Annotated in this window: 19 protein-coding genes; 6 read left to right on the forward strand and 13 right to left on the reverse strand. The window is 64.5% G+C overall.

Annotated features, from left to right (window positions below; translation table 11 throughout):
• Window positions 1-3: 3 nt before the first annotated feature.
• The 8 genes from yedF to HH302_RS12830 all read right to left on the reverse strand — a co-directional run bounded on the left by yedF (window position 4) and on the right by HH302_RS12830 (window position 6,782).
• Window positions 4-357, reverse strand: a complete 354-nt coding sequence (yedF, locus tag HH302_RS12795; protein ID WP_172202536.1) for a sulfurtransferase-like selenium metabolism protein YedF — start codon at window positions 355-357, stop codon at window positions 4-6.
• Window positions 358-416: 59 nt separating this feature from the next.
• Window positions 417-2,015: an ABC transporter substrate-binding protein gene (locus HH302_RS12800; RefSeq protein WP_172202537.1), complete on the reverse strand. Its 1,599-nt coding sequence runs from the start codon at window positions 2,013-2,015 to the stop codon at window positions 417-419.
• A gap of 391 nt (window positions 2,016-2,406) precedes the next feature.
• Window positions 2,407-2,925, reverse strand: coding sequence for a GNAT family N-acetyltransferase (locus HH302_RS12805; RefSeq protein ID WP_172202538.1), 519 nt, complete (start codon window positions 2,923-2,925; stop codon window positions 2,407-2,409).
• A 4-nt stretch (window positions 2,926-2,929) separates the two neighbouring features.
• The gene (locus tag HH302_RS12810) at window positions 2,930-4,522 is read right to left on the reverse strand and encodes an ABC transporter substrate-binding protein (protein WP_172202539.1); all 1,593 of its coding nucleotides are present in this window, start codon (window positions 4,520-4,522) and stop codon (window positions 2,930-2,932) included.
• 122 nt (window positions 4,523-4,644) lie between these two features.
• On the reverse strand, window positions 4,645-5,214 hold the full coding sequence (locus tag HH302_RS12815; RefSeq protein WP_172202540.1) for a YceI family protein: 570 nt from the start codon (window positions 5,212-5,214) through the stop codon (window positions 4,645-4,647).
• A gap of 70 nt (window positions 5,215-5,284) precedes the next feature.
• Window positions 5,285-5,842, reverse strand: a complete 558-nt coding sequence (locus HH302_RS12820; protein WP_172202541.1) for a YceI family protein — start codon at window positions 5,840-5,842, stop codon at window positions 5,285-5,287.
• Window positions 5,843-5,855: 13 nt separating this feature from the next.
• Window positions 5,856-6,398: a cytochrome b gene (locus tag HH302_RS12825; RefSeq protein WP_172202542.1), complete on the reverse strand. Its 543-nt coding sequence runs from the start codon at window positions 6,396-6,398 to the stop codon at window positions 5,856-5,858.
• A gap of 120 nt (window positions 6,399-6,518) precedes the next feature.
• A complete protein-coding gene (locus tag HH302_RS12830) occupies window positions 6,519-6,782 on the reverse strand; it encodes an accessory factor UbiK family protein (protein ID WP_172202543.1) in 264 nt (87 codons plus the stop codon).
• A 267-nt stretch (window positions 6,783-7,049) separates the two neighbouring features.
• On the opposite strand from HH302_RS12830, the gene HH302_RS12835 reads away from it, so the two are divergent.
• From HH302_RS12835 to HH302_RS12845, 3 genes are read left to right on the forward strand one after another with little or no spacing between them, the layout of a single operon-like run.
• Complete coding sequence (locus HH302_RS12835) at window positions 7,050-7,811, forward strand: TorF family putative porin (RefSeq protein WP_172202544.1); 762 nt, start codon at window positions 7,050-7,052, stop codon at window positions 7,809-7,811.
• A 60-nt stretch (window positions 7,812-7,871) separates the two neighbouring features.
• Entirely contained in the window at window positions 7,872-8,210 is a 339-nt protein-coding gene (gene glnK / locus HH302_RS12840; RefSeq protein ID WP_172202545.1) for a P-II family nitrogen regulator, read from the forward strand.
• A 21-nt stretch (window positions 8,211-8,231) separates the two neighbouring features.
• The gene (locus HH302_RS12845) at window positions 8,232-9,791 is read left to right on the forward strand and encodes an ammonium transporter (RefSeq protein WP_172202546.1); all 1,560 of its coding nucleotides are present in this window, start codon (window positions 8,232-8,234) and stop codon (window positions 9,789-9,791) included.
• 91 nt (window positions 9,792-9,882) lie between these two features.
• On the opposite strand, the gene HH302_RS12850 is transcribed toward HH302_RS12845, so the two are convergent.
• Window positions 9,883-11,109 carry a methionine gamma-lyase gene (locus HH302_RS12850; RefSeq protein WP_172202547.1) on the reverse strand — a complete coding sequence of 409 codons (1,227 nt, stop codon included), beginning with the start codon at window positions 11,107-11,109 and terminating at the stop codon, window positions 9,883-9,885.
• A gap of 126 nt (window positions 11,110-11,235) precedes the next feature.
• Here HH302_RS12850 and HH302_RS12855 point away from each other — a divergent pair, with 126 nt between their 5' ends.
• The 3 genes from HH302_RS12855 (at window position 11,236) to HH302_RS12865 (ending at window position 12,842) form a co-directional block, all read left to right on the forward strand.
• Window positions 11,236-11,718: an Lrp/AsnC family transcriptional regulator gene (locus HH302_RS12855; protein ID WP_206254319.1), complete on the forward strand. Its 483-nt coding sequence runs from the start codon at window positions 11,236-11,238 to the stop codon at window positions 11,716-11,718.
• Between the two features lie 155 nt (window positions 11,719-11,873).
• The gene (locus HH302_RS12860; RefSeq protein WP_172202548.1) at window positions 11,874-12,260 is read left to right on the forward strand and encodes a hypothetical protein; all 387 of its coding nucleotides are present in this window, start codon (window positions 11,874-11,876) and stop codon (window positions 12,258-12,260) included.
• A 129-nt stretch (window positions 12,261-12,389) separates the two neighbouring features.
• Window positions 12,390-12,842 carry a GNAT family N-acetyltransferase gene (locus HH302_RS12865; RefSeq protein WP_172202549.1) on the forward strand — a complete coding sequence of 151 codons (453 nt, stop codon included), beginning with the start codon at window positions 12,390-12,392 and terminating at the stop codon, window positions 12,840-12,842.
• 32 nt (window positions 12,843-12,874) lie between these two features.
• Here HH302_RS12865 and mtgA read toward each other — a convergent pair whose 3' ends face one another.
• The 4 genes from mtgA to HH302_RS12885 are packed head-to-tail and all read right to left on the reverse strand — an operon-like array spanning window position 12,875 to window position 17,404.
• Entirely contained in the window at window positions 12,875-13,570 is a 696-nt protein-coding gene (mtgA, locus tag HH302_RS12870; protein ID WP_172202550.1) for a monofunctional biosynthetic peptidoglycan transglycosylase, read from the reverse strand.
• On the reverse strand, window positions 13,570-14,400 hold the full coding sequence (gene aroE / locus HH302_RS12875) for a shikimate dehydrogenase (RefSeq protein ID WP_172202551.1): 831 nt from the start codon (window positions 14,398-14,400) through the stop codon (window positions 13,570-13,572). The genes mtgA and aroE overlap by 1 nt, the downstream gene beginning before the upstream one ends.
• A gap of 25 nt (window positions 14,401-14,425) precedes the next feature.
• A complete protein-coding gene (locus tag HH302_RS12880; protein ID WP_172202552.1) occupies window positions 14,426-15,472 on the reverse strand; it encodes an energy transducer TonB in 1,047 nt (348 codons plus the stop codon).
• 24 nt (window positions 15,473-15,496) lie between these two features.
• Complete coding sequence (locus HH302_RS12885; RefSeq protein WP_172202553.1) at window positions 15,497-17,404, reverse strand: ribonuclease catalytic domain-containing protein; 1,908 nt, start codon at window positions 17,402-17,404, stop codon at window positions 15,497-15,499.
• Window positions 17,405-17,455: the final 51 nt, after the last annotated feature.

Below are 17,455 nucleotides of genomic sequence, written 5' to 3' on the forward strand. Positions count from 1 at the left end.
GCGTCAGAGGGTGATGACCTTCTCCGCTGCGCCTTGCGCCTCGATCACGTTCAGCATGTTGCCGATTTCGCCGACGGCGACGCGGTCCATCAGCTTGAAGTATTCGAGGCAGGTGCGGCAGATGATCAGCGGTACGCCGGCATCAGAGAGCGCCTTCAGTTCGGAGAGGCAGGGCGAGTCGTCCGCCGAGAGCAGCACGCCGCGGGTGTAGAACAGGATCGCCTGGGGCAGGTTGCCGCTCTCGAACAGCGTGCGGAAGTAGGTGGCGATGACCTTGCGGCGCAGTGTGTCGTCGCCATGGCCGAGGCCGTCGTTACCGACGACGATGACGGTGTTGGCGTAGGCGTTGCTGGACATGTTCCGAAGCTCCTGTGGAAGGGTGCGCGCAGCAGGCGGGTGGCGCCGCTGCGCGTTGGCTATTTCGCGAGGTCGACTTTGGAGAGGAAGTGGCTGACCGGCACCGCCGCCATTTTGTAGTTCTTCACTTCCTTGCGCACGGGTTCGAAGCGGACCGAGTGGGCGATCGGCACCCAGGGCGCTTCGTCCTTCACGATCTCCTGCGCCTTCTCGTAGAGCTTCGCACGCTCCTTGCGATCGGCGGTGCGGGTGGCCTTGGCGATCAGATCGTCGAATTCCTTGTTGCACCACTTGGCGTTGTTGCCGCCCCCCTTCACCGCGTCGCAGGAGAGCAGCGGGGTGAAGAAGTTGTCCGGGTCACCATTGTCGCCGGACCAGCCAAACATGATGGCCTGGTGTTCGCCGGCCTTGCTGCGCTTGCGGTACTCGCCCCATTCGTAAGTGATGAGCTTGACCCGCACGCCGACCTTGGCGAGATCCGCCTGGATCAGCTCGCCCATGCGCTTGCCGTCCGGGTTGTAGGGGCGCTGAACCGGCAGATACCACAGTTCCATCTCGAAGCCGTCCTTCAGGCCGGCCTTGGCGAGCAGTTCCTTGGCCTTGTCGACGGCGTAGTCGTAGTCCTTCACCCGGTCGTTGTAGCCCCACATGATCGGCGGGATCGGGTTTTTCGCCATCTGGCCGGCGCCCTGGTAAATCGTGTCGAGGATCGCCTTCTTGTTGATCGCCATGTTGATGGCCTGGCGCACGCGCTTGTCGTCGAAGGGTTTCTTCTCGGTGTTGAGCGCGAGGTAACCGACGTTGAGCCCTTCCTTGGTCATCAGGTTGATCGCCGGGTCGGCCTTCATCTGCGCGAGGTCGGCAGGCTTGGGGAAGGCCATCAGGTGGCACTCGCCGGCCTTGATCTTGGCGTAGCGCACCGAGGCATCCGGCGTGATCGCGAAGATCAGGTTGTCGATCGCCGGTTTGCCGTCCCAGTACTGTTCATGCGCCTTGTAGCGGATCACCGCGTCCTTCTGATAGCTGACCAGCGCGAAGGGGCCGGTACCAACCGGCTCGCGGTCGATCAGTTCGGGCGTGCCGGCAGCCTTCATCTTCTCGGCATGCTCGGCCGAGAGGATGGACATGAAGTCCATCGCCATGTTGGCGAGGAAGGGCGCTTCGGGCTGGCGCAGCTTGAAACGCACGGTGTTGTCGTCGAGCTTTTCGAGTTTTTCGACGATCTTGCCCATGCCCATATCGTCGAAGTAGGCGTAGGTCTGGCCGGGGCTGTTCTTGTGGAAGGGATGGTTCGGGTCCGCCATGCGGTACCACGAGTACATCACGTCGTCGGCGTTGAAGTCGCGCGTCGGTTTGAACTTTGGCGTGGTGTGGAACTTCACGCCGCGGCGAAGGTGGAAGGTGTAGGCGAGGCCATCGGGCGAGATCTCCCAGCTGGTCGCGAGCCCAGGCACGATGTTGGTGGTGCCGACCTCGAACTCGACCAGGCGGTTCATCAGCTGGGCAGAGGCCGCGTCATGCGTGGTGTTGGTGGTGAAGAACTGCGAATTGAAACCTTCGGGGCTGCCCTCAGAGCAGTACACGAGGGTCTTCGCGGCGAGGGCGGGCAGCGTGAGCGCGGCAGCGAGCGCGGCCGTGGCGAGGCGCAACATGAACATCGATCTCTCCTGGGGGCTGTGGACAAGCTCCGCGCCGGAGCGCGTTGCCCTCATTGGCTTCGCGGGCAAGGCGCGCGACGCAGCGAAGGGTGGCGCCCTTCGCAAGAAGCGCAACGCAGCACGCGGGGCCAATGAGGGCAACCCTCCGGGCTCGGGTCATTCGCGCACGCTACCGCGTTGCGGCTCGTTGCAAGGGCACCCCCCTTGCTTCCTCGCCACGCCTTGTAGCGCACGCGAATGACCGCGAGCGCGCCCGGCGCGGAGCTTGTCCACAGCCCCATGGTTTTCCGAACCTGGGGCGATGCATGCCGGCCGCCGTGTGGGCGGTCGGTCTCTTGTTTGCCGGATCATAGCCGCGCGGCTTCGCCGCGTTCAATCGCGCGCCGCGCGATCAGCGCAAATCGCCGGCCCAGATCTCCACCTGCACACCGGGCAAGGGCGGGTATTCGCGATGAGTTTCGAGCCTGAATCCCAGCTTCTGCACGACGCGCTTCGATGCATGGTTGTCGGGGTGGATCACCGAGATCACCCGTGCGAGGCCCAGCGTGTTCTTTGCGAACTGAAGCGAAGCGAGCCCCGCCTCGGTGGCAAGCCCTTGCCCCCAGTAGCGGGTGAGAAAGCGATAGCCGAGTTCGGTTTCATTGAATTCCGGCAGGTACTTGAGGCCGCTGAATCCGATCAGCTCGCCGCTGGCTTTCCACTCGCAGGCAAAGCGGCCATAGCCATAGCGTGCATAGTCGGCAAGCGGCGCGGATCTCAGGATCTCGCGCACGCCTTCCAGCGTATCCGGCCCGGGGCCGCCGGCGTAGCGCACCACATCCGGGTCGGTCACCAGCGGCATGTAGGCCGCGGCATCGGCTTCGACGAAAGGGCGCAGGCGCAGGCGTTCGGTCTCGATGATCGTGTGCATGGGCTCAGCGTGCCAGATCGACGTTCTGGAAGTTCAGGCCGTAGGTCGGTTCCAGCACAAAGCCGGTGACTTCCTTGCGCGTAACGCCGAAGCGGTTGCCGTGCGCGATCAGGAGTTGCGGTACGGCCTCGCGCAGCGCTTCCTGCGCCTTCGCGTAGAGCTTCGTTCGCTCGGCGCGGTCGCTGGTGCGGCGGGCGCGCTGCAGTAGATCCTCGAATGCCGGGTCGCACCAGCGTGCGAGGTTGCCACCGCTCTTGGCTGCGTCGCAGGAGAGCAGCGGCTCGAAGTAATTGTCCGGCTCACCATTGCCCGAGAGCCAGCCGAACATCAGGGCCTGGTGTTCGCCCGCGCGGCTGCGCTTGAGGTATTCACCCCACTCGAAGGTGGCGAGTTTCACGCGCACGCCGATCTTGGCGAGATCCGCCTGGATCATTTCGGCCATGCGCTTGCCGTCCGGGTTGTGCGGGCGCACGACCGGCAGGTACCACAGCTCCATGTCGAAGCCTTGCGGGTAACCGGCACTGGCGAGCAGCGTTTTCGCCTTGTCGGGGGCGTAGGCGAGGGCCGGCAGTTTGGCGTCGGCGGCCCAGTAGGCGGGCGGCAGCAGGCTCTTCGCGAGCGTGGCGCGCCCCTGATACACCGCGCCGAGGATCGCGGCGCGGTCGATTGCCAGATCCAGCGCTTGCCGAACGCGGGCGTCGGTGAAGGGCTTCTTCTGCGTGTTGAGCGCGATGTAGCCGGTGTTCAGGCCGGGCTGCTGGACCAGGTTCAGGCCGGGCGTCTTCTCGATCTGTGCAACGTCGGCCGGCTTCACCGAGGTGGACACATGGCACTCGCCGGTCTTCAGCTTTGCAAACTGCACAGCGGCATCCGGAACGATGCTGAATACCAGTGCGTCGATCTTCGGCCGCCCGCGCCAATGCTGATCGAATGCCTTGTAGCGGATCGCGGTGTCCTTCTGGTAGCCAGCAAACTGGAACGGGCCGGTGCCGATCGGCTCGCGGTCCAGTTTGTCCGGCGTGCCGGTGGCGCTGAGCTTCGCGGCGTATTCGGCAGACTGGATGCCGAGCATGTCGAAGCTCATGCGCGTGAGGAACGGCGCCTCGGGCTTCTTCAGTACGAAGCGGATCGTGTAGTCGTCCAGCTTCTCGAGTCGCGCCACGTTCTCGTCCATGCGCAGGTTGTTGAACTGCACAAAGGCGAGGTTGCCGGCGAGCGTGTGGTACGGGTGGCTTTTGTCTGCCTGGCGGTTCCAGGTGAACAGCACATCGTCGGCGTTGAAGTCGCGGCTCGGTGTGAAGCTCGCGCTGCGGTGGAACTTCACGCCGCGGCGCAGCTTGAAGGTGTAGCTCAGGCCGTCGGGCGAGATCGTCCACGACTCGGCCAGCGCCGGCTGCAGTTCGGCGGTGCCGGGCTTGAAATCGAGCAGTGTGTCGGCGATCTGTGCGCCGGCGTCGGCGGTGTTCTGCCCGTTGGCGAACAGCCGGGTCAGTGATTCGGGGCTGCCCTCGGCGCAGTAGACCAGCGTCTTGGCGGCGTGGGCGGGCGCCAGCGCAAGCAGGCCGGCGATCAGGAGGGTGAGGTGCGTGCGTCGCATGCGTCGTCTCTCGGTCGGGCCATGCATGATGGCAGAGCGGGCGGGGCGGGTCGATCGACTCTCGGCGCCGGCAGAAAAAAAGGGCGCCCATGGGCGCCCCTACTCTTGCGGCTGAGTGCGGCTTACTGTTGCTTGAGCGACTCGACCGGGATCTTGATCGTGACTTCGTCGCTGACGTAGGGCACGTACTTGTTCAGGCCCCAGTCCGAGCGCTTGATCGTGGTGCTGATGTCGCCGGCACAGGCTTGCACCTTCAGCATCGGGTGCGGCACGCACTTGAAGTTGCTGACCGCGAGCTTGACCGGCTTGGTCACGCCCAGCATCGTCAGCGTGCCGTCGGCGCCGACCAGCTTGTCGCCGTCGAACGTGAGGTTGTCCGACTTGAAGGTCATGGTCGGGAATTTGGCGGCGTTGAAGAAGTCTTCCGACTTCAGGTGGTCGTTCCACTTCTCGAAGCCCATGTTGATCGAGCCGGTCTCGATCACGGCCTCGACGCTGCCCTTCTTGGCGGCGAAGTCGATTACCGCCTTGCCGGTGGTCTTGTCGAAACGGCCGCGCTGTGTCGACAGGCCGAAGTGGTTGATCTCGAAGCTCGGCCAGGTGTGGGTCGGGTCGAAGTTGTAGGTTTCTGCGGCGGCTGCGGCGGCGCCCGACAGGGCGGCGAGCGTGACAGCGATGATCAGTTTCTTCATTTGGGTGACTCCTGTTGCGGGGTGAGTGGTGTCGCCGGCCCCGGTGGGTGCCGGCGATCGGTGATCCGGATTACTTGCGCGCAGCGGCGACGAGGCGGAACTTGATCTGCACATCGTCGGCGACCGTGGAGGTGTCCCCCCATGGGCCTTCGCCGATGCCGAACTGCAGACGCTTGATCGTGAAGGCCCCTTCGAACACGCCGTTGGCGCCGTCAGCCTTGTAGGTAAACGGCGCCGTCACGTTCTGCGTGCGGCCCTTGATCGTCAAAGGGCCGGTCACTTCGAAGCGATTGCCGCCGAGTGCCTTGACGCTGGTGGACTTGAACACCGCGGTCGGGAATTGCTTCGCGTTGAACCAATCCTTGCCCACCACCTCGTCGTTGGCTTCCTTGCTGCCGGCGTCGATGCTGGCGAGCTCCAGCTCAAACCCTGCGCTGGCCTTCTGTACGGCCGCCGGGTCGAAGCTCAGCGCAACCTTGAACTTGTTGAACTTGCCGTCGACCGGCACGCCCATCTGCTTGGACGTGAAGGCGAGGCTGCTCTTGGCCGGATCCAGCGTGCCGTATTCGACGGCGGCAGCGGGCAAAGCGAGGGCGGCGGCCGCGAGGGCCGTGACGAGAATCTTCATGTTGGGACTCCGCTTACTTCAGGAAGGGCAGCATGCGGGCAAGGACGCCGTCGCGTGCTGCGAAGTGGTGCTTCACTGCCGCCGCTGCGTGCGCAACGACGATCAGTGCCATCAACCAGGCGAGGATTTCGTGTGCTTCCTCGAAGAACTCGGCGAGCGGTTCACTCTTGCCGATCAGATCGGGCAGCGGCAGTACTCCGAACCAGACCACCGGAAAGCCCTTGGCCGAGCTCATCAGCCAGCCGGCCATCGGTACCGCGATCATCAGCAGGTAGAGCAGGTGATGTGCGCCATGCGCGGCGAGCTTTTCGATGCCGCTCATGGAATCCGGCAAGGCGGGCGGGCGATGTGTGGCGCGCCACAGGATGCGCACCAGCACCAGCGCGAGCACCGTGATGCCGGCCCACTTGTGCCAGCTGATGATCTTGAGTTTCTGCGGGGAGAGGGGAAGGTCGACCATGTAAAGGCCGACCGGGAAGGCGATGAAGATCAGCAGCGCGATCAGCCAGTGCAGTGCGATCGCGGTGCGGGTGTATTGCGTTGGGGCTGTTGTCATGTCTGTGGGCTCTCTGCATGCAGTCCGCAATCGTTCGATGCGGTTCAGTATTTACTGCATGCTAGAGCCACAGACTCCGTCATTCCAGCGAAAGTTTCTGGCGAATCAGATGAAACTGATTCACTTATTTTCGTTGCCGGCCTTGCTGCGGGCGAGTTCGGCTTCCAGCTCGATGACGCGGGCTTCCAGTCGCACCAATTGTTCACGTGCGCGCGCAAGCACCTCGCGCTGAACGTCGAATTCCTCGCGCGTCACCAGATCCATCTTGCCCAGCACCGATGCAAACGCTGCCTTCGCGTTGCGTTCGATGTCCCGCGCGGGGCTGCTCTCGAGCAGTTCCGCTACTTTCTTCTGGATCTCATCGACGAACTTGGGCGGCTCCATGGCGGCTCTCCGTAAGGGTTTCAAGGGCTTGCAGCCAGTTTAGCACGCGCCATTTCATGCACCGGGACAGTGCGGCATGCGGGGAAACCCGGAATCGCACCGTCGTGGTGCGAATTGCTTCCGGATGCGGGGCAAAACGGTGCGGCGATGCGGGCGGGGACATCGCAAGGCGCGATCAAACGGTGCGCGGACGGGGTTTTCGAGTCTGTGGCACGGATTCTGCATTAGGCCCGTCACCACGATTCTCATCCCATGACGGAGATTGAAATGCGCAAGACCCTGATCGCTACCGCCCTGATCGCTGGCTTTGCCGCTTCCGGTTCGGCCATGGCCGAAGAAGCCAAGGCGCCCTACACGCTGACCGGAAACTTCACGCTGGCCTCGGAATACATCTATCGCGGGATCACGCAGACCAACCACAAGCCTGCCATTCAGGGCGGCATCGACTTTGCGCACGAGAGCGGCATCTACCTCGGCACCTGGGCGTCGAACATCAGCTGGCTGTCCGATGCAGGCGGTATCAGCGCCCCGATCGAGATGGACTTCTACGGTGGCTACAAGGGCACGGCCGGTGACTTCGGTTACGACGTCGGCCTGCTGCAGTACTACTACCCGGGCACCTATCCGGATGGCTTCACCAGCCCGAACACGCTGGAAGGCTACGTGGCCGGCAGCTACAAGTGGATCACGCTGAAGGGCTCGTACTCCTTCACCAACCTGTTTGGCGCCAAGGCCCCGAACGGTGACAAGACCAGCGGCAGCTACTACCTTGATGCAACGGGCACCTTCCCGGTTGCCGAGGGTGTGAACCTGGTTGCCCACGTGGGCTACCAGAGCGTCAAGGGCTTCGATGACGCGTCCTACACCGATTACAAGCTGGGCGGTACCGCCGATGCGCTGGGCCTGACCTTCGGCCTCTTCTACAGCGGCACCAACGCCAAGGGCGACGCGGGCGAGTTCTATCACAACGCGTTTGACAAGGACATGGGCGCTGGCCGCGTCCTCTTCACCGTAGGCAAGACTCTCTAATTCCGGTTTAGCACACGGCATCCCTCCCCCGGGATGCCGCGTTCCACCCAAGGAGCCAACATGAAATTCGTCACCGCCATCATCAAGCCGTTCAAGCTTGACGAGGTGCGCGAGGCCCTCAGCGCGATCGGCGTGCAGGGCATCACCGTCACCGAGGTCAAGGGCTTCGGCCGTCAGAAGGGTCACACCGAGCTGTATCGCGGCGCAGAGTACGTCGTCGACTTTCTGCCCAAGGTGAAGATCGAAATCGCAATCGCCGACGATCTGCTCGACCAGGTCATCGAAGCGGTCGAGAAGGCCGCCAGCACCGGCAAGATCGGTGACGGAAAGATCTTCGTCTTCGATCTCGAACAGGCTATCCGCATCCGCACCGGCGAGACCGGCGCTGAAGCGCTCTAAGGCAGACAAGGAGATTTCGACATGAAGAAGATGCTCGCGATCCTGCTGACGGCGCTGTCCGTCGGTATCGCAGCCCCGGCCTGGTCCTCGGATCAGAGCAATGAGGCGACCGGCGCGGTTGCCACCACCGAAGCGGCCAAGCCGGCTGCCGAAGCCCCCGCCGCTGACGCCAAACCGGCCGACGCTGCGCCGGCTGCCACCGCCGAAGCGCCCGCTGCTGCGCCCGCCGCCGCGGAAGCTGCACCGGCTGCTGCCGCACCGGCCGCAACCCCCGCCCCGAACAAGGGTGATACCTCCTGGATGATCGTTGCCACGCTGCTCGTGACGCTGATGACGATTCCGGGCCTCGCGCTGTTCTACGGCGGCCTCGTGCGCTCGAAGAACATGCTGTCGATCCTGATGCAGGTGTTCGTGATCTTCGCGCTCTGCGTCGTGCTGTGGACGGTGTTCGGCTACTCGCTCGCCTTTACTGAGGGCAACGCGTTCATCGGCGGCTTCGACAAACTGTTCCTGAAGGGCATCACCCCGGATTCGGGCGCAGCGACCTTCTCGAAGGGCGTCTATATCCCCGAGCTGATCTACGTGATGTTCCAGGCGACCTTCGCTGCAATCACGCCGGCCCTGATCGTCGGTGCCTTTGCTGAGCGCATGAAGTTCTCCGCGGTGCTGCTGTTCATCGTGCTGTGGTTCACCTTCTCGTACCTGCCGATCGCTCACATGGTCTGGTACTGGGCGGGCCCGGATGCCTACACCGACGCTGCTGCTGCCGACAAGGCCGCCGCGACCGCTGGCTTCCTGTTCCAGAAGGGCGCGCTCGACTTCGCTGGTGGCACGGTGGTGCACATCAACGCTGCGATGGCCGGCCTGGTCGGTGCCTTCATGGTTGGCAAGCGTATCGGTTACGGCCGTGAGGCGATGGCGCCGCACAGCCTGACGATGACGATGATCGGTGCTTCGCTGCTGTGGGTGGGCTGGTTCGGTTTCAACGCCGGTTCCAACCTGGAAGCCAACGGTGCTGCCGCGCTGGCCTTCGCCAACACCATGGTCGCTACCGCGATGGCTGCGCTGGCTTGGCTGTTCGCTGAATGGCTGATCAAGGGCAAGCCCTCGATGCTGGGTGCTGCGTCGGGTGCTGTTGCTGGCCTCGTTGCAATCACCCCGGCTTGTGGCTTTGTCGGCATCATGGGCGCACTGATCATCGGCCTCGCTGCCGGCCTGATCTGCCTGTGGGGCGTCAATGGCCTGAAGAAGCTGCTTGGTGCGGATGACGCGCTTGATGTGTTCGGCGTGCATGGCGTCGGCGGCATCCTGGGTGCCATCCTGACCGGCGTGTTCGCGGATCCGGCCCTCGGTGGCGCAGGCGTCATCGACTATGTGGCCAACAAGGTTGGCGACTACAGCATCTCGGCGCAGGTCACGAGCCAGCTGTGGGCCGTTGGCACCACGGTCATCTGGTCGGGTGTTGTGTCCTTGGTTGCGTACAAGCTGGTCGACCTCTTCATCGGCCTGCGTGTCGCGGAAGACGAAGAGCGCGAGGGCCTGGACATTGCCTCGCACGGCGAATCGGCCTATCACAACTGATCTGTCGTACAGGGCCGGCGGCATGCCGCCGGAACAAAGCAAAACGGGCGCCCTCGGGCGCCCGTTTTTGTTTGCATGGCGCGACCAGCGCTTACGCGGCCGCGCTCTCGCCTGGCACGCCGACCGCGGCGACGGCAAGGGCCTGTTCGATATCGGCGAGCAGGTCTTCCGCATCCTCAAGGCCGGCCGACACACGCACCAGACCTTCCGGGATGCCGTGTGCCGCGCGCTCCTCCGGCGTGTAAGTCGAATGCGTCATGCTGGCCGGGTGCTGTGCCAGCGTCTCCGGATCGCCGAGGCTCACGGCGCGCGTCACAAGTTGCAGCGCGTTCATGAAGCGGCGCCCGGTTTCGATGCCGCCCTTGAGTTCGAACGCGATCATGCCGCCGGCGCGCTTCATCTGGCGTAGCGCCAGCATGCGTTGCGGGTTGTCCGGCAGGTCCGGGTAATGCACCCGCTCGACCAGCGGGTGGTGCGCAAGCAGGCGCACGATCGCCTTGGCGTTATCGCAGTGGCGCTCCATGCGCAGCGCCAGGGTCTTGATGCCGCGCAGCACCAGGTTGGCGTCGAGCGGCGACAGCACGGCGCCGGTCATGTCCTTCAGCCCGACGAGCCGGATCCGCTCTGCAGTGGCGGCATCGCACACCACCAGCCCGGCGGTTACGTCGCCATGGCCGCTCAGATACTTGGTGGCCGAATGCACCACGATGTCTGCGCCCAGTTCCAGCGGCCGTTGCAGGTATGGTGTGCAGTAGGTGTTGTCGACCACCGTGATCGCGCCGTTTGCCCGTGCGAGCATCGCAACCTGGCGGATGTCCACCAGGCGCATATTCGGGTTGGCAGGCGTCTCGAAATACACCACCTTGGTCTGCGCCGTCAGCGCGCGCTGCACCGCGACGGTGCTGGTCATGTCGCAGTGGCGAACGCTCACGCCAAACTTCGCCAGCCCATGATGCAGGAACGAGAAGGTGCAGCCGTATAGCGTGGTGTCGACCAGGATTTCGTCACCCGGTGAGAGCAGGGTCCACAGCGTGGAGGTGATCGCCCCCATGCCGGATGCGAAGGCCACGCCCGCCTCGCCGCCTTCCAGCGCCGCAATGCGTGCTTCGAGCAGCGCCAGGGTCGGGTTTGAGATGCGGGTGTAGATGTAGCCCTGCGCTTCGCCAGCAAAGCAGGCGGCACCGTGTTCGACGCTCGGGAAAGCAAATGTGCTGCTGTGGTACACCGGCGGCACCAGTGCGCCCTGATGGCTCATCGGATCGTAGCCGTGGTGGATTGCGCGTGTGGCAAAGCCGCGCGCCCGGTTGTCGTGAGTCATGCTGCACCCCGCCTCAGATCGCCATTTCGATGCGGCAATCCTATCGAGTTCGACCGGCCGAATTTTTGCAAACCATGCCGATACGGCGATAGAGTGCGCATGACTAATGCGCAAACGGTGGTGTGAGTGGATAAAACGATCGTCGAAAATCTGGACGCTACGGACCGGCGGATTCTGGTCGCGCTGCAGGACAACGCCCGCCTCACCACTGCCGAACTTGGCGAGCGCGTGTACCTCAGCCAATCCCCCTGTTGGCGACGAGTGAGGCGTCTGGAAGACGACGGTTACATTCAGGCCTATCGTGCAGTGCTGGATGCGAAGAAGCTCGGCTACGGCGTCACCGCGTTCGTCAGCATCATGCTTGAGAGCCATGCCCAGCCCTTGAGCCGCGATTTCGAGGCGCGCATCGCCGAGATCCCGGAAGTCATCGCCTGTCACAATGTGTCGGGCCGCTACGATTTTCTGCTTGAAGTGGTGGCTCGCGATCTGGAAGGTTTCGGCGTGTTCGCGCGCGACGTGTTGCGCGCGCTGCCCGGCGTGAAGGAGATCTATTCGAGCTTCTCGCTCAAGGAGATCAAATCCACACGGGCCTTGCCGATTGCCGGATGAATCCGCCGGCCTTGCGGTCGGCGCGGTGCCTCGATCGCGGCCCGGCGCCACGGTTGGCCCTTGAGTTGCAGCAAAAGCCGCGCAACTTATCGGCCACCTGTTGAGTGCGCACTTTTAGACTTGGCTTTTCTGCAGCTTCCGAGGCGTGCCCCCGAATGCCCGTGACGCTCTACCTGCTGGTCCTGCTGATTGCTGCAAGCGGCACGCTGATGCTTGCCGAATCAGCGTGCGCGATGAACGATTGCGGCGCGATCGAAACCCTGCACGGCTTCGCGGCGCTTGGGCTGCCGGTGCTCGTGTTCTACGCATTGCTGACGCTCGGGCTACTGTACCGGCTCGCGGTGGCGCTTGAAGCACGCCATGGTCGCCTGCGTGCGGCGCTTTACCCTTCCGCGCTGTTGTCCACACTGATCGTGCTGGGCGCGACCGACCCGCAGCGCTCCGATCTGCATCAGACGCTGGTCCTGCTCGGCAGCCTCGCGATCCCATGGTTTGTTGCCGCGCTGGCGGGCCTCGTGATGCGCGCGGGTGCTGACGCGTAGGCGCTTCGATCGCGCGAGGTCTTTTCCGCATCCCTTGGCCGCACGCTGCGTTACGCTTGCGCGCCTGACGCATCGAGCCCGGCGGGATACGCTCCGCCGCCTGCCACGCACCTCCGGTAGATCAACCCCATGACCCAGATTTCCACGCGGCTTGCGACGGCCAATGATGTTGACGCGCTGGCCGTGCTGTTCGATGCCTATCGCCAGTTCTACCAGCAGGCGGCCGACCTGCCGCTTGCTGCGGCATTCATCCGGGAACGGCTGGTGCGGCATCAGTCCTTCGTCTTCGTCGCGGAGTCCGCTGCCGGCGAGATGCAGGGCTTCTGCCAGCTCTACCCGAGCTTCTGTTCCCTGGTGGCCGCGCCGATCGTGATTCTCAACGATCTGTTCGTGCTGCCTGCAGCGCGCAATGCGGGTGCCGGGGCAGCGCTGCTGCAGGCCGCCGAGGCGTTCGCCCGCGCCCAGCGCTTCGCACGCATGGAACTCACGACGGCAAAGACCAACCTCACTGCGCAATCGCTTTACGCATCACAAGGCTGGCAGCGCGATGAGGTCTACTACGCCTACAACAAGGTGTTGTAGGGCTGAGGGGGCGCCCGCTGGGGCGCATTGGCTCAGGGCACTTCGGAGAAGCGCATCCGCCGCTCGACGCTTGCGGCGTGGGCTGCCAGGCGTGGGCCGAAGCTCTTTTCGTACTTGCGCGGGTTCGGCAGCATCACGGCGAGGCGCGCCGCCTGCCCGGCGCCCAGTTGCGCGGCCGGAATATTGAAGTAGCGCCGTGCAGCCGCCTCGGCACCGAAGACGCCGTTGCCCCATTCGACGACGTTCAGATACACCTCCAGGATGCGGCGCTTGTCCCAAAGGTGTTCGATCATCACGGTGATCAGCGCTTCCTCGGCCTTGCGTACATAGCTGCGCGTAGGGGTCAGGAACAGGTTCTTCGCCAGTTGCTGGCTGATCGTCGAGCCGCCACGGATCGGCTTGCCGCGCTTGGCCAGCTTTTCGTTCTTCTCCAGCGCTTTCTCGATCGCATCCCAATCGAAGCCCTCGTGGTCGACGAAGCCGTCGTCCTCTGCCGCGATCACGGCGCGCTTGAGGTTGGGCGAAATGCGCTCGTACGGCACCCATTGATACTTGAGTTGCGCATCAGGCGTCTTCTCGCGCAGTTCGGCGAGGCGCAGCGACATGAAGCTCGTCTGCTGCGGCGGGTTCCATTTCCACCACAGCACGAGTCCGAACACCCACAGTTGGTACGCAAGAAACAACAGCAGCAGCGCGAGCAGCGCACGCTTGAACCACTTCAGCATCATCAGGATTGGGCAATCGCCTCGCGCAGCGCTGCGCGTACAGGCAGGGTGTCGGGGCGCACGCCGCGCCACAGGAAGAAACTTTCAGCCGCTTGTTCGACGAGCATGCCGAGCCCGTCCGACACGCGGGCCGCACCGAGCGCGCGGGCCGCGGCGATGAAGCTCGTCTCATCGCGGCCGTACATCATGTCGTACGCCAGCGCACCAGGTGCGTAGATGCCTTGCGGCAGAGGGGGCACATCGTCGGATAGCGACGACGATGTGGCGTTGATCACTACATCGAACGTGCCGCCGGCAAGGCCGTCGAAACCACAACCGGCAAGCGCACAGGCGCGGCCTTCGGGCTGGAACTGCTGCGCCAGCGCGAGCGCCTTTTCCGGCGTGCGATTGGCGATGGTCAGCGACGACGGCGCTTCGGCCAGCAAGGGCAACAACGCGCCGCGCGCCGCACCGCCTGCGCCCAACAGCAGTACGCGTGCGCCATCGAGTACGCAGCCGAGCTGCGCGAGGTCGCGCACCAGGCCGACGCCATCAGTGTTGTCGGCAAGAATGCCGCGCTCGTCGAACAGCAGCGTGTTGGCGGCGCCGGCTGCTTCGGCACGCGCCGAACGGCGGTCGGCCAGTGCGAACGCATCGAGCTTGAAGGGCACGGTTACGTTGGCGCCGCGGCCACCTTCCGCACGGAAGGCGGCAACCGCCTCGGCAAAGCCGCCCAGTGGCGCGAGGCGCGCCTCATAGCGCAAGGCCTGCCCGGTCTGCTCGGCGAAGCGGGCATGAATGAAGGGCGATTTGCTGTGGGCAATCGGATTGCCGAAGACGGCGTAGCGGTCCATCGCTGGCTCCTGTGGTGGCTTGCGCTCAGCGCCGTGCATCCAGCGCGTCGCCTTCCTTCGAGAAGTTCCAGGTACGTGCGATCACCAGCACGTCGACATCCTTGCGGATGTTCGCCGGGAACGGGGCAAACGGCGAGGCAAGCTGCAGGATCCGCATCGCGGCGTCATCCAGCACCTGATTGCCGGACGAGCGGCGCACCTCGGCGCTGGCGATCGAGCCGTCGGACTTGATCTCGACGGCGATCAGCAGGCTGCCGTAGATCTTGCCGTTGCGGTCGCGCGGGAAGTTCAGCGTGCCGACACGCTCGATCTTCTGGCGCCAGTCTTCGACGTACTGCGCGAAGCGGTATTCGGTGGTGCGGGCGCCGACAAAGGCCTTGCGCGGCCGCTGCGCGTATTCCTGCAGGTTCTTGTCGATCACCGCTTCCTGGCGGGCGATCGCGCGTGCGTGCTCCACCAGCTCGAAGCCAGCCACTTTCGGGGGCTCGGGATTCTGCTGCGGTTTCGCGAGATCGATCTGCGACTGCTTGAGGCTCTTGCTCTGTTTGAGCAGCTCGCGCTGCTGTGCTTCGAGCTGCTCGATGCGTCGCTGTGCATCCATCAGCGACTCGCCGTCGCGTGTCTGGTCCTGTGGCGGCAGCGGCGTGGTCGGCAGCGCCTTGGTCTTGCTGTTGCCGCCCCCATCCAGGTTGGCTTGCGCCAGTGCCTGGGCGTCTTTCGGTGCGCGGGCGTGCTTGGCGTTGACCAGCACGATGTCGAGGCCCTTGTCGCGTTGGCGATTGGCCTTGTTGTCCGGCATCGAGAACTGCAGGGCAAGCAGCACCGCATGCAGCACGATCGACACGGCCACCGCGCCCCAGAAGATGTTCTCGCTGCCGATGCGGCGCGTCGCTGGCGGCAGGCGCAGGCGGCGGCGCTTGGCGGTAGCCGGCTTGGCCGGAGCGGCCTTCGCTGCGGCAGCCGGGGCGGGCTTAGCGGCCTCGGCGGCGGCGCCCGATGGCGCCCGTGCACCGCTTGTGCGGGCAGCGGGGGCGGCCGTCGTGGGTTTGCGTGGAGTCTGGGCGTTGGGCATCGGGACGCGAGTGTAACGCGCAGATTACAGGCCGTCTTCCTCGTCCGTCGTCAGGACATCGGCATCAGGCGCAAGCGTCTCCACATAGCGGGCCACAAGGTCGGGCGCGAGGTCGTCGTAGCGTTCGATCGCGAGGCGGATATGCGTGCCGGCATCAAGGTTGGGCAGCGACGGCACCTTGACGACCAGCGGGATGTCGTTGAAGCGCACGAGGTTCTCGCGCCAGACATGTCCTTCCGGCTGGTAATCCGGGCCTTTCTGACGCAGCCAGCGCAGGCACCAGTAGCGTTCCATCTGGCGCTGGTAGTCCGCATAGGCCGCGTAGGCGAGCTCAAAGTCGTTCATCGCGGCGGCGAGTTCGGCCGAGCCTTTGCCGAAGGGGGCGGGCTCGTTCGATAGCAGTGCGATCAGCTGGCGCTGGTTGACCAGATCGACGTAGCGACGCAGCGGCGAGCTCGACCACGCATAGCAATCGACGCCCAGGCCATCGTGCGGCGCGGCGGCGGTGGTCATGCGCACGCGGCCGCCGGTCTGCGCACGGTAGATCGCGGGGATGCCGGCATCGGCCAGCACGCGGCCCCAGGTGCTGTTGGCAAGGATCATCAGCTCGGCAACCAGCTTGTCGAGCGGGGAGCCGCGCTTGCGGCGCTGGATATCGACGAGGCCGGGGCCGTCAGCCGTTTCCACATCCCAGTCGACGTAGAAATTGAAGTCGAAGGCGTTCTGGTTCGCCGAAGGCTTGCCGCGGCCGGCTTCAAGCACGGTGGCGAACTCCCACAGCAGTTTCAGTTCATCGCGCCACGGTGCGTCCGGCAGTTCGGCGGCGAGTGTGGTCTCGTTGAACCAGGGTTCGATGTCGTGATGACGCAGGTTGGCGATGACCGGCACGATCTCGACCCGGCTCGAATGGCCCGCGATCGAGTAGTCGGCATTGACGTCCACATACAGCGACACGGCCGGGCAATCACGCCCCTCGGAGAGGGTGTAGGCCGACACCGCGTCGTCCGGCAGCATCGTGATCTTGTCGCCCGGCATGTACACCGTGGAGAGACGCTTGCGCGCCACGGCGTCGAGCGGCGCACCTTGCGGGATGCCAATCCCGGGTGCGGCGATATGGATGCCGATATGCCAGCCACCTGTGGCGCGCGGCGTGATCGAGAACGCATCGTCGATTTCGGTGGTGGTGGCGTCGTCGATCGAGAAGGCGCGCACGTCGGCGCGCGACAGCGCGTGCACCGGCGCAGGCACTTCGTGCGGCGGAAACTCGATGCCGTCGGGGAAGTGCTCCGACAGGAAGCGTGCGCGGTGGTAGGCGTGGGCGTTCGGGAAGGCGGCGCAGGCGAGCAGCAGTTGCGGCAGGGTGCGGCCGCTGCGTTCGCAGGCGAGTTCCACGCCCTTGGTCTCGAGCCGGTTGCGATCCGGTTTGACCAGCAGTTGCGTGACGATCGCGGCGACTTCCGGCGGCAAACGACCCGCTTCGAGTTCGCTGGCGTAGCGTTCCACGGTTTCCTGCTGCAGGCGCTTCTTCTCGAGCCCGGCCAGCGCGGCTTGAAGAATTTCGGGCGGCGCCTTGCGGAAGCGGCCCTTGCCCTTGCGATGGAAGTGGATCGGCGAGGCCTGGAGTTTGAGCAGCAGCGCGACCGACTCCACCGCATTCGGCACATGGCCGAAGTAATCCTGCGCCAGATCGGTGAAGGCGAACTCGTCGTCGCCACACACTTCGTACAGGAATTCGGTTTCCAGCCCTTCGGCTTCGCGTTCCGCGGCGGCCATCAGGTCGCCCGCCGCCGGCCGGTCGAAACGCATCAGCACGTTGGCGGTCTTGAGCTTCACCCGCTTGCCATGCGGTGTTTCCACCTGAAGCGAGGTATCGGTTTGGGTGAGGATCGTGGCGGGCTTGAAGGCCCCATCCTCTTCGAACAGCACGTGCATGGCAGCCCAAGATCAAGCAAACCGCAAAGTATAGCGGAGCGCTCGATGCGC

This window comes from Niveibacterium sp. COAC-50, assembly GCF_013184235.1.
GTDB classification, from domain to species: Bacteria; Pseudomonadota; Gammaproteobacteria; order Burkholderiales; family Rhodocyclaceae; genus Niveibacterium; species Niveibacterium microcysteis.

What these genes read in the sequence shown, in the direction of transcription:
- HH302_RS12800 (WP_172202537.1), bottom strand. Translation starts at nt 2,015, where the DNA reads ATGTTCATGTTGCGCCTCGCCACGGCCGCGCTCGCTGCCGCGCTCACG.
- yedF (WP_172202536.1), bottom strand. Translation starts at nt 357, where the DNA reads ATGTCCAGCAACGCCTACGCCAACACCGTCATCGTCGTCGGTAACGAC.
- HH302_RS12850 (WP_172202547.1), bottom strand. Translation starts at nt 11,109, where the DNA reads ATGACTCACGACAACCGGGCGCGCGGCTTTGCCACACGCGCAATCCAC.
- mtgA (WP_172202550.1), bottom strand. Translation starts at nt 13,570, where the DNA reads ATGATGCTGAAGTGGTTCAAGCGTGCGCTGCTCGCGCTGCTGCTGTTG.
- HH302_RS12825 (WP_172202542.1), bottom strand. Translation starts at nt 6,398, where the DNA reads ATGACAACAGCCCCAACGCAATACACCCGCACCGCGATCGCACTGCAC.
- HH302_RS12880 (WP_172202552.1), bottom strand. Translation starts at nt 15,472, where the DNA reads ATGCCCAACGCCCAGACTCCACGCAAACCCACGACGGCCGCCCCCGCT.
- glnK (WP_172202545.1), top strand. Translation starts at nt 7,872, where the DNA reads ATGAAATTCGTCACCGCCATCATCAAGCCGTTCAAGCTTGACGAGGTG.
- HH302_RS12835 (WP_172202544.1), top strand. Translation starts at nt 7,050, where the DNA reads ATGCGCAAGACCCTGATCGCTACCGCCCTGATCGCTGGCTTTGCCGCT.
- HH302_RS12860 (WP_172202548.1), top strand. Translation starts at nt 11,874, where the DNA reads ATGCCCGTGACGCTCTACCTGCTGGTCCTGCTGATTGCTGCAAGCGGC.
- aroE (WP_172202551.1), bottom strand. Translation starts at nt 14,400, where the DNA reads ATGGACCGCTACGCCGTCTTCGGCAATCCGATTGCCCACAGCAAATCG.
- HH302_RS12820 (WP_172202541.1), bottom strand. Translation starts at nt 5,842, where the DNA reads ATGAAGATTCTCGTCACGGCCCTCGCGGCCGCCGCCCTCGCTTTGCCC.
- HH302_RS12830 (WP_172202543.1), bottom strand. Translation starts at nt 6,782, where the DNA reads ATGGAGCCGCCCAAGTTCGTCGATGAGATCCAGAAGAAAGTAGCGGAA.
- HH302_RS12845 (WP_172202546.1), top strand. Translation starts at nt 8,232, where the DNA reads ATGAAGAAGATGCTCGCGATCCTGCTGACGGCGCTGTCCGTCGGTATC.
- HH302_RS12805 (WP_172202538.1), bottom strand. Translation starts at nt 2,925, where the DNA reads ATGCACACGATCATCGAGACCGAACGCCTGCGCCTGCGCCCTTTCGTC.
- HH302_RS12865 (WP_172202549.1), top strand. Translation starts at nt 12,390, where the DNA reads ATGACCCAGATTTCCACGCGGCTTGCGACGGCCAATGATGTTGACGCG.
- HH302_RS12815 (WP_172202540.1), bottom strand. Translation starts at nt 5,214, where the DNA reads ATGAAGAAACTGATCATCGCTGTCACGCTCGCCGCCCTGTCGGGCGCC.
- HH302_RS12810 (WP_172202539.1), bottom strand. Translation starts at nt 4,522, where the DNA reads ATGCGACGCACGCACCTCACCCTCCTGATCGCCGGCCTGCTTGCGCTG.
- HH302_RS12885 (WP_172202553.1), bottom strand. Translation starts at nt 17,404, where the DNA reads ATGCACGTGCTGTTCGAAGAGGATGGGGCCTTCAAGCCCGCCACGATC.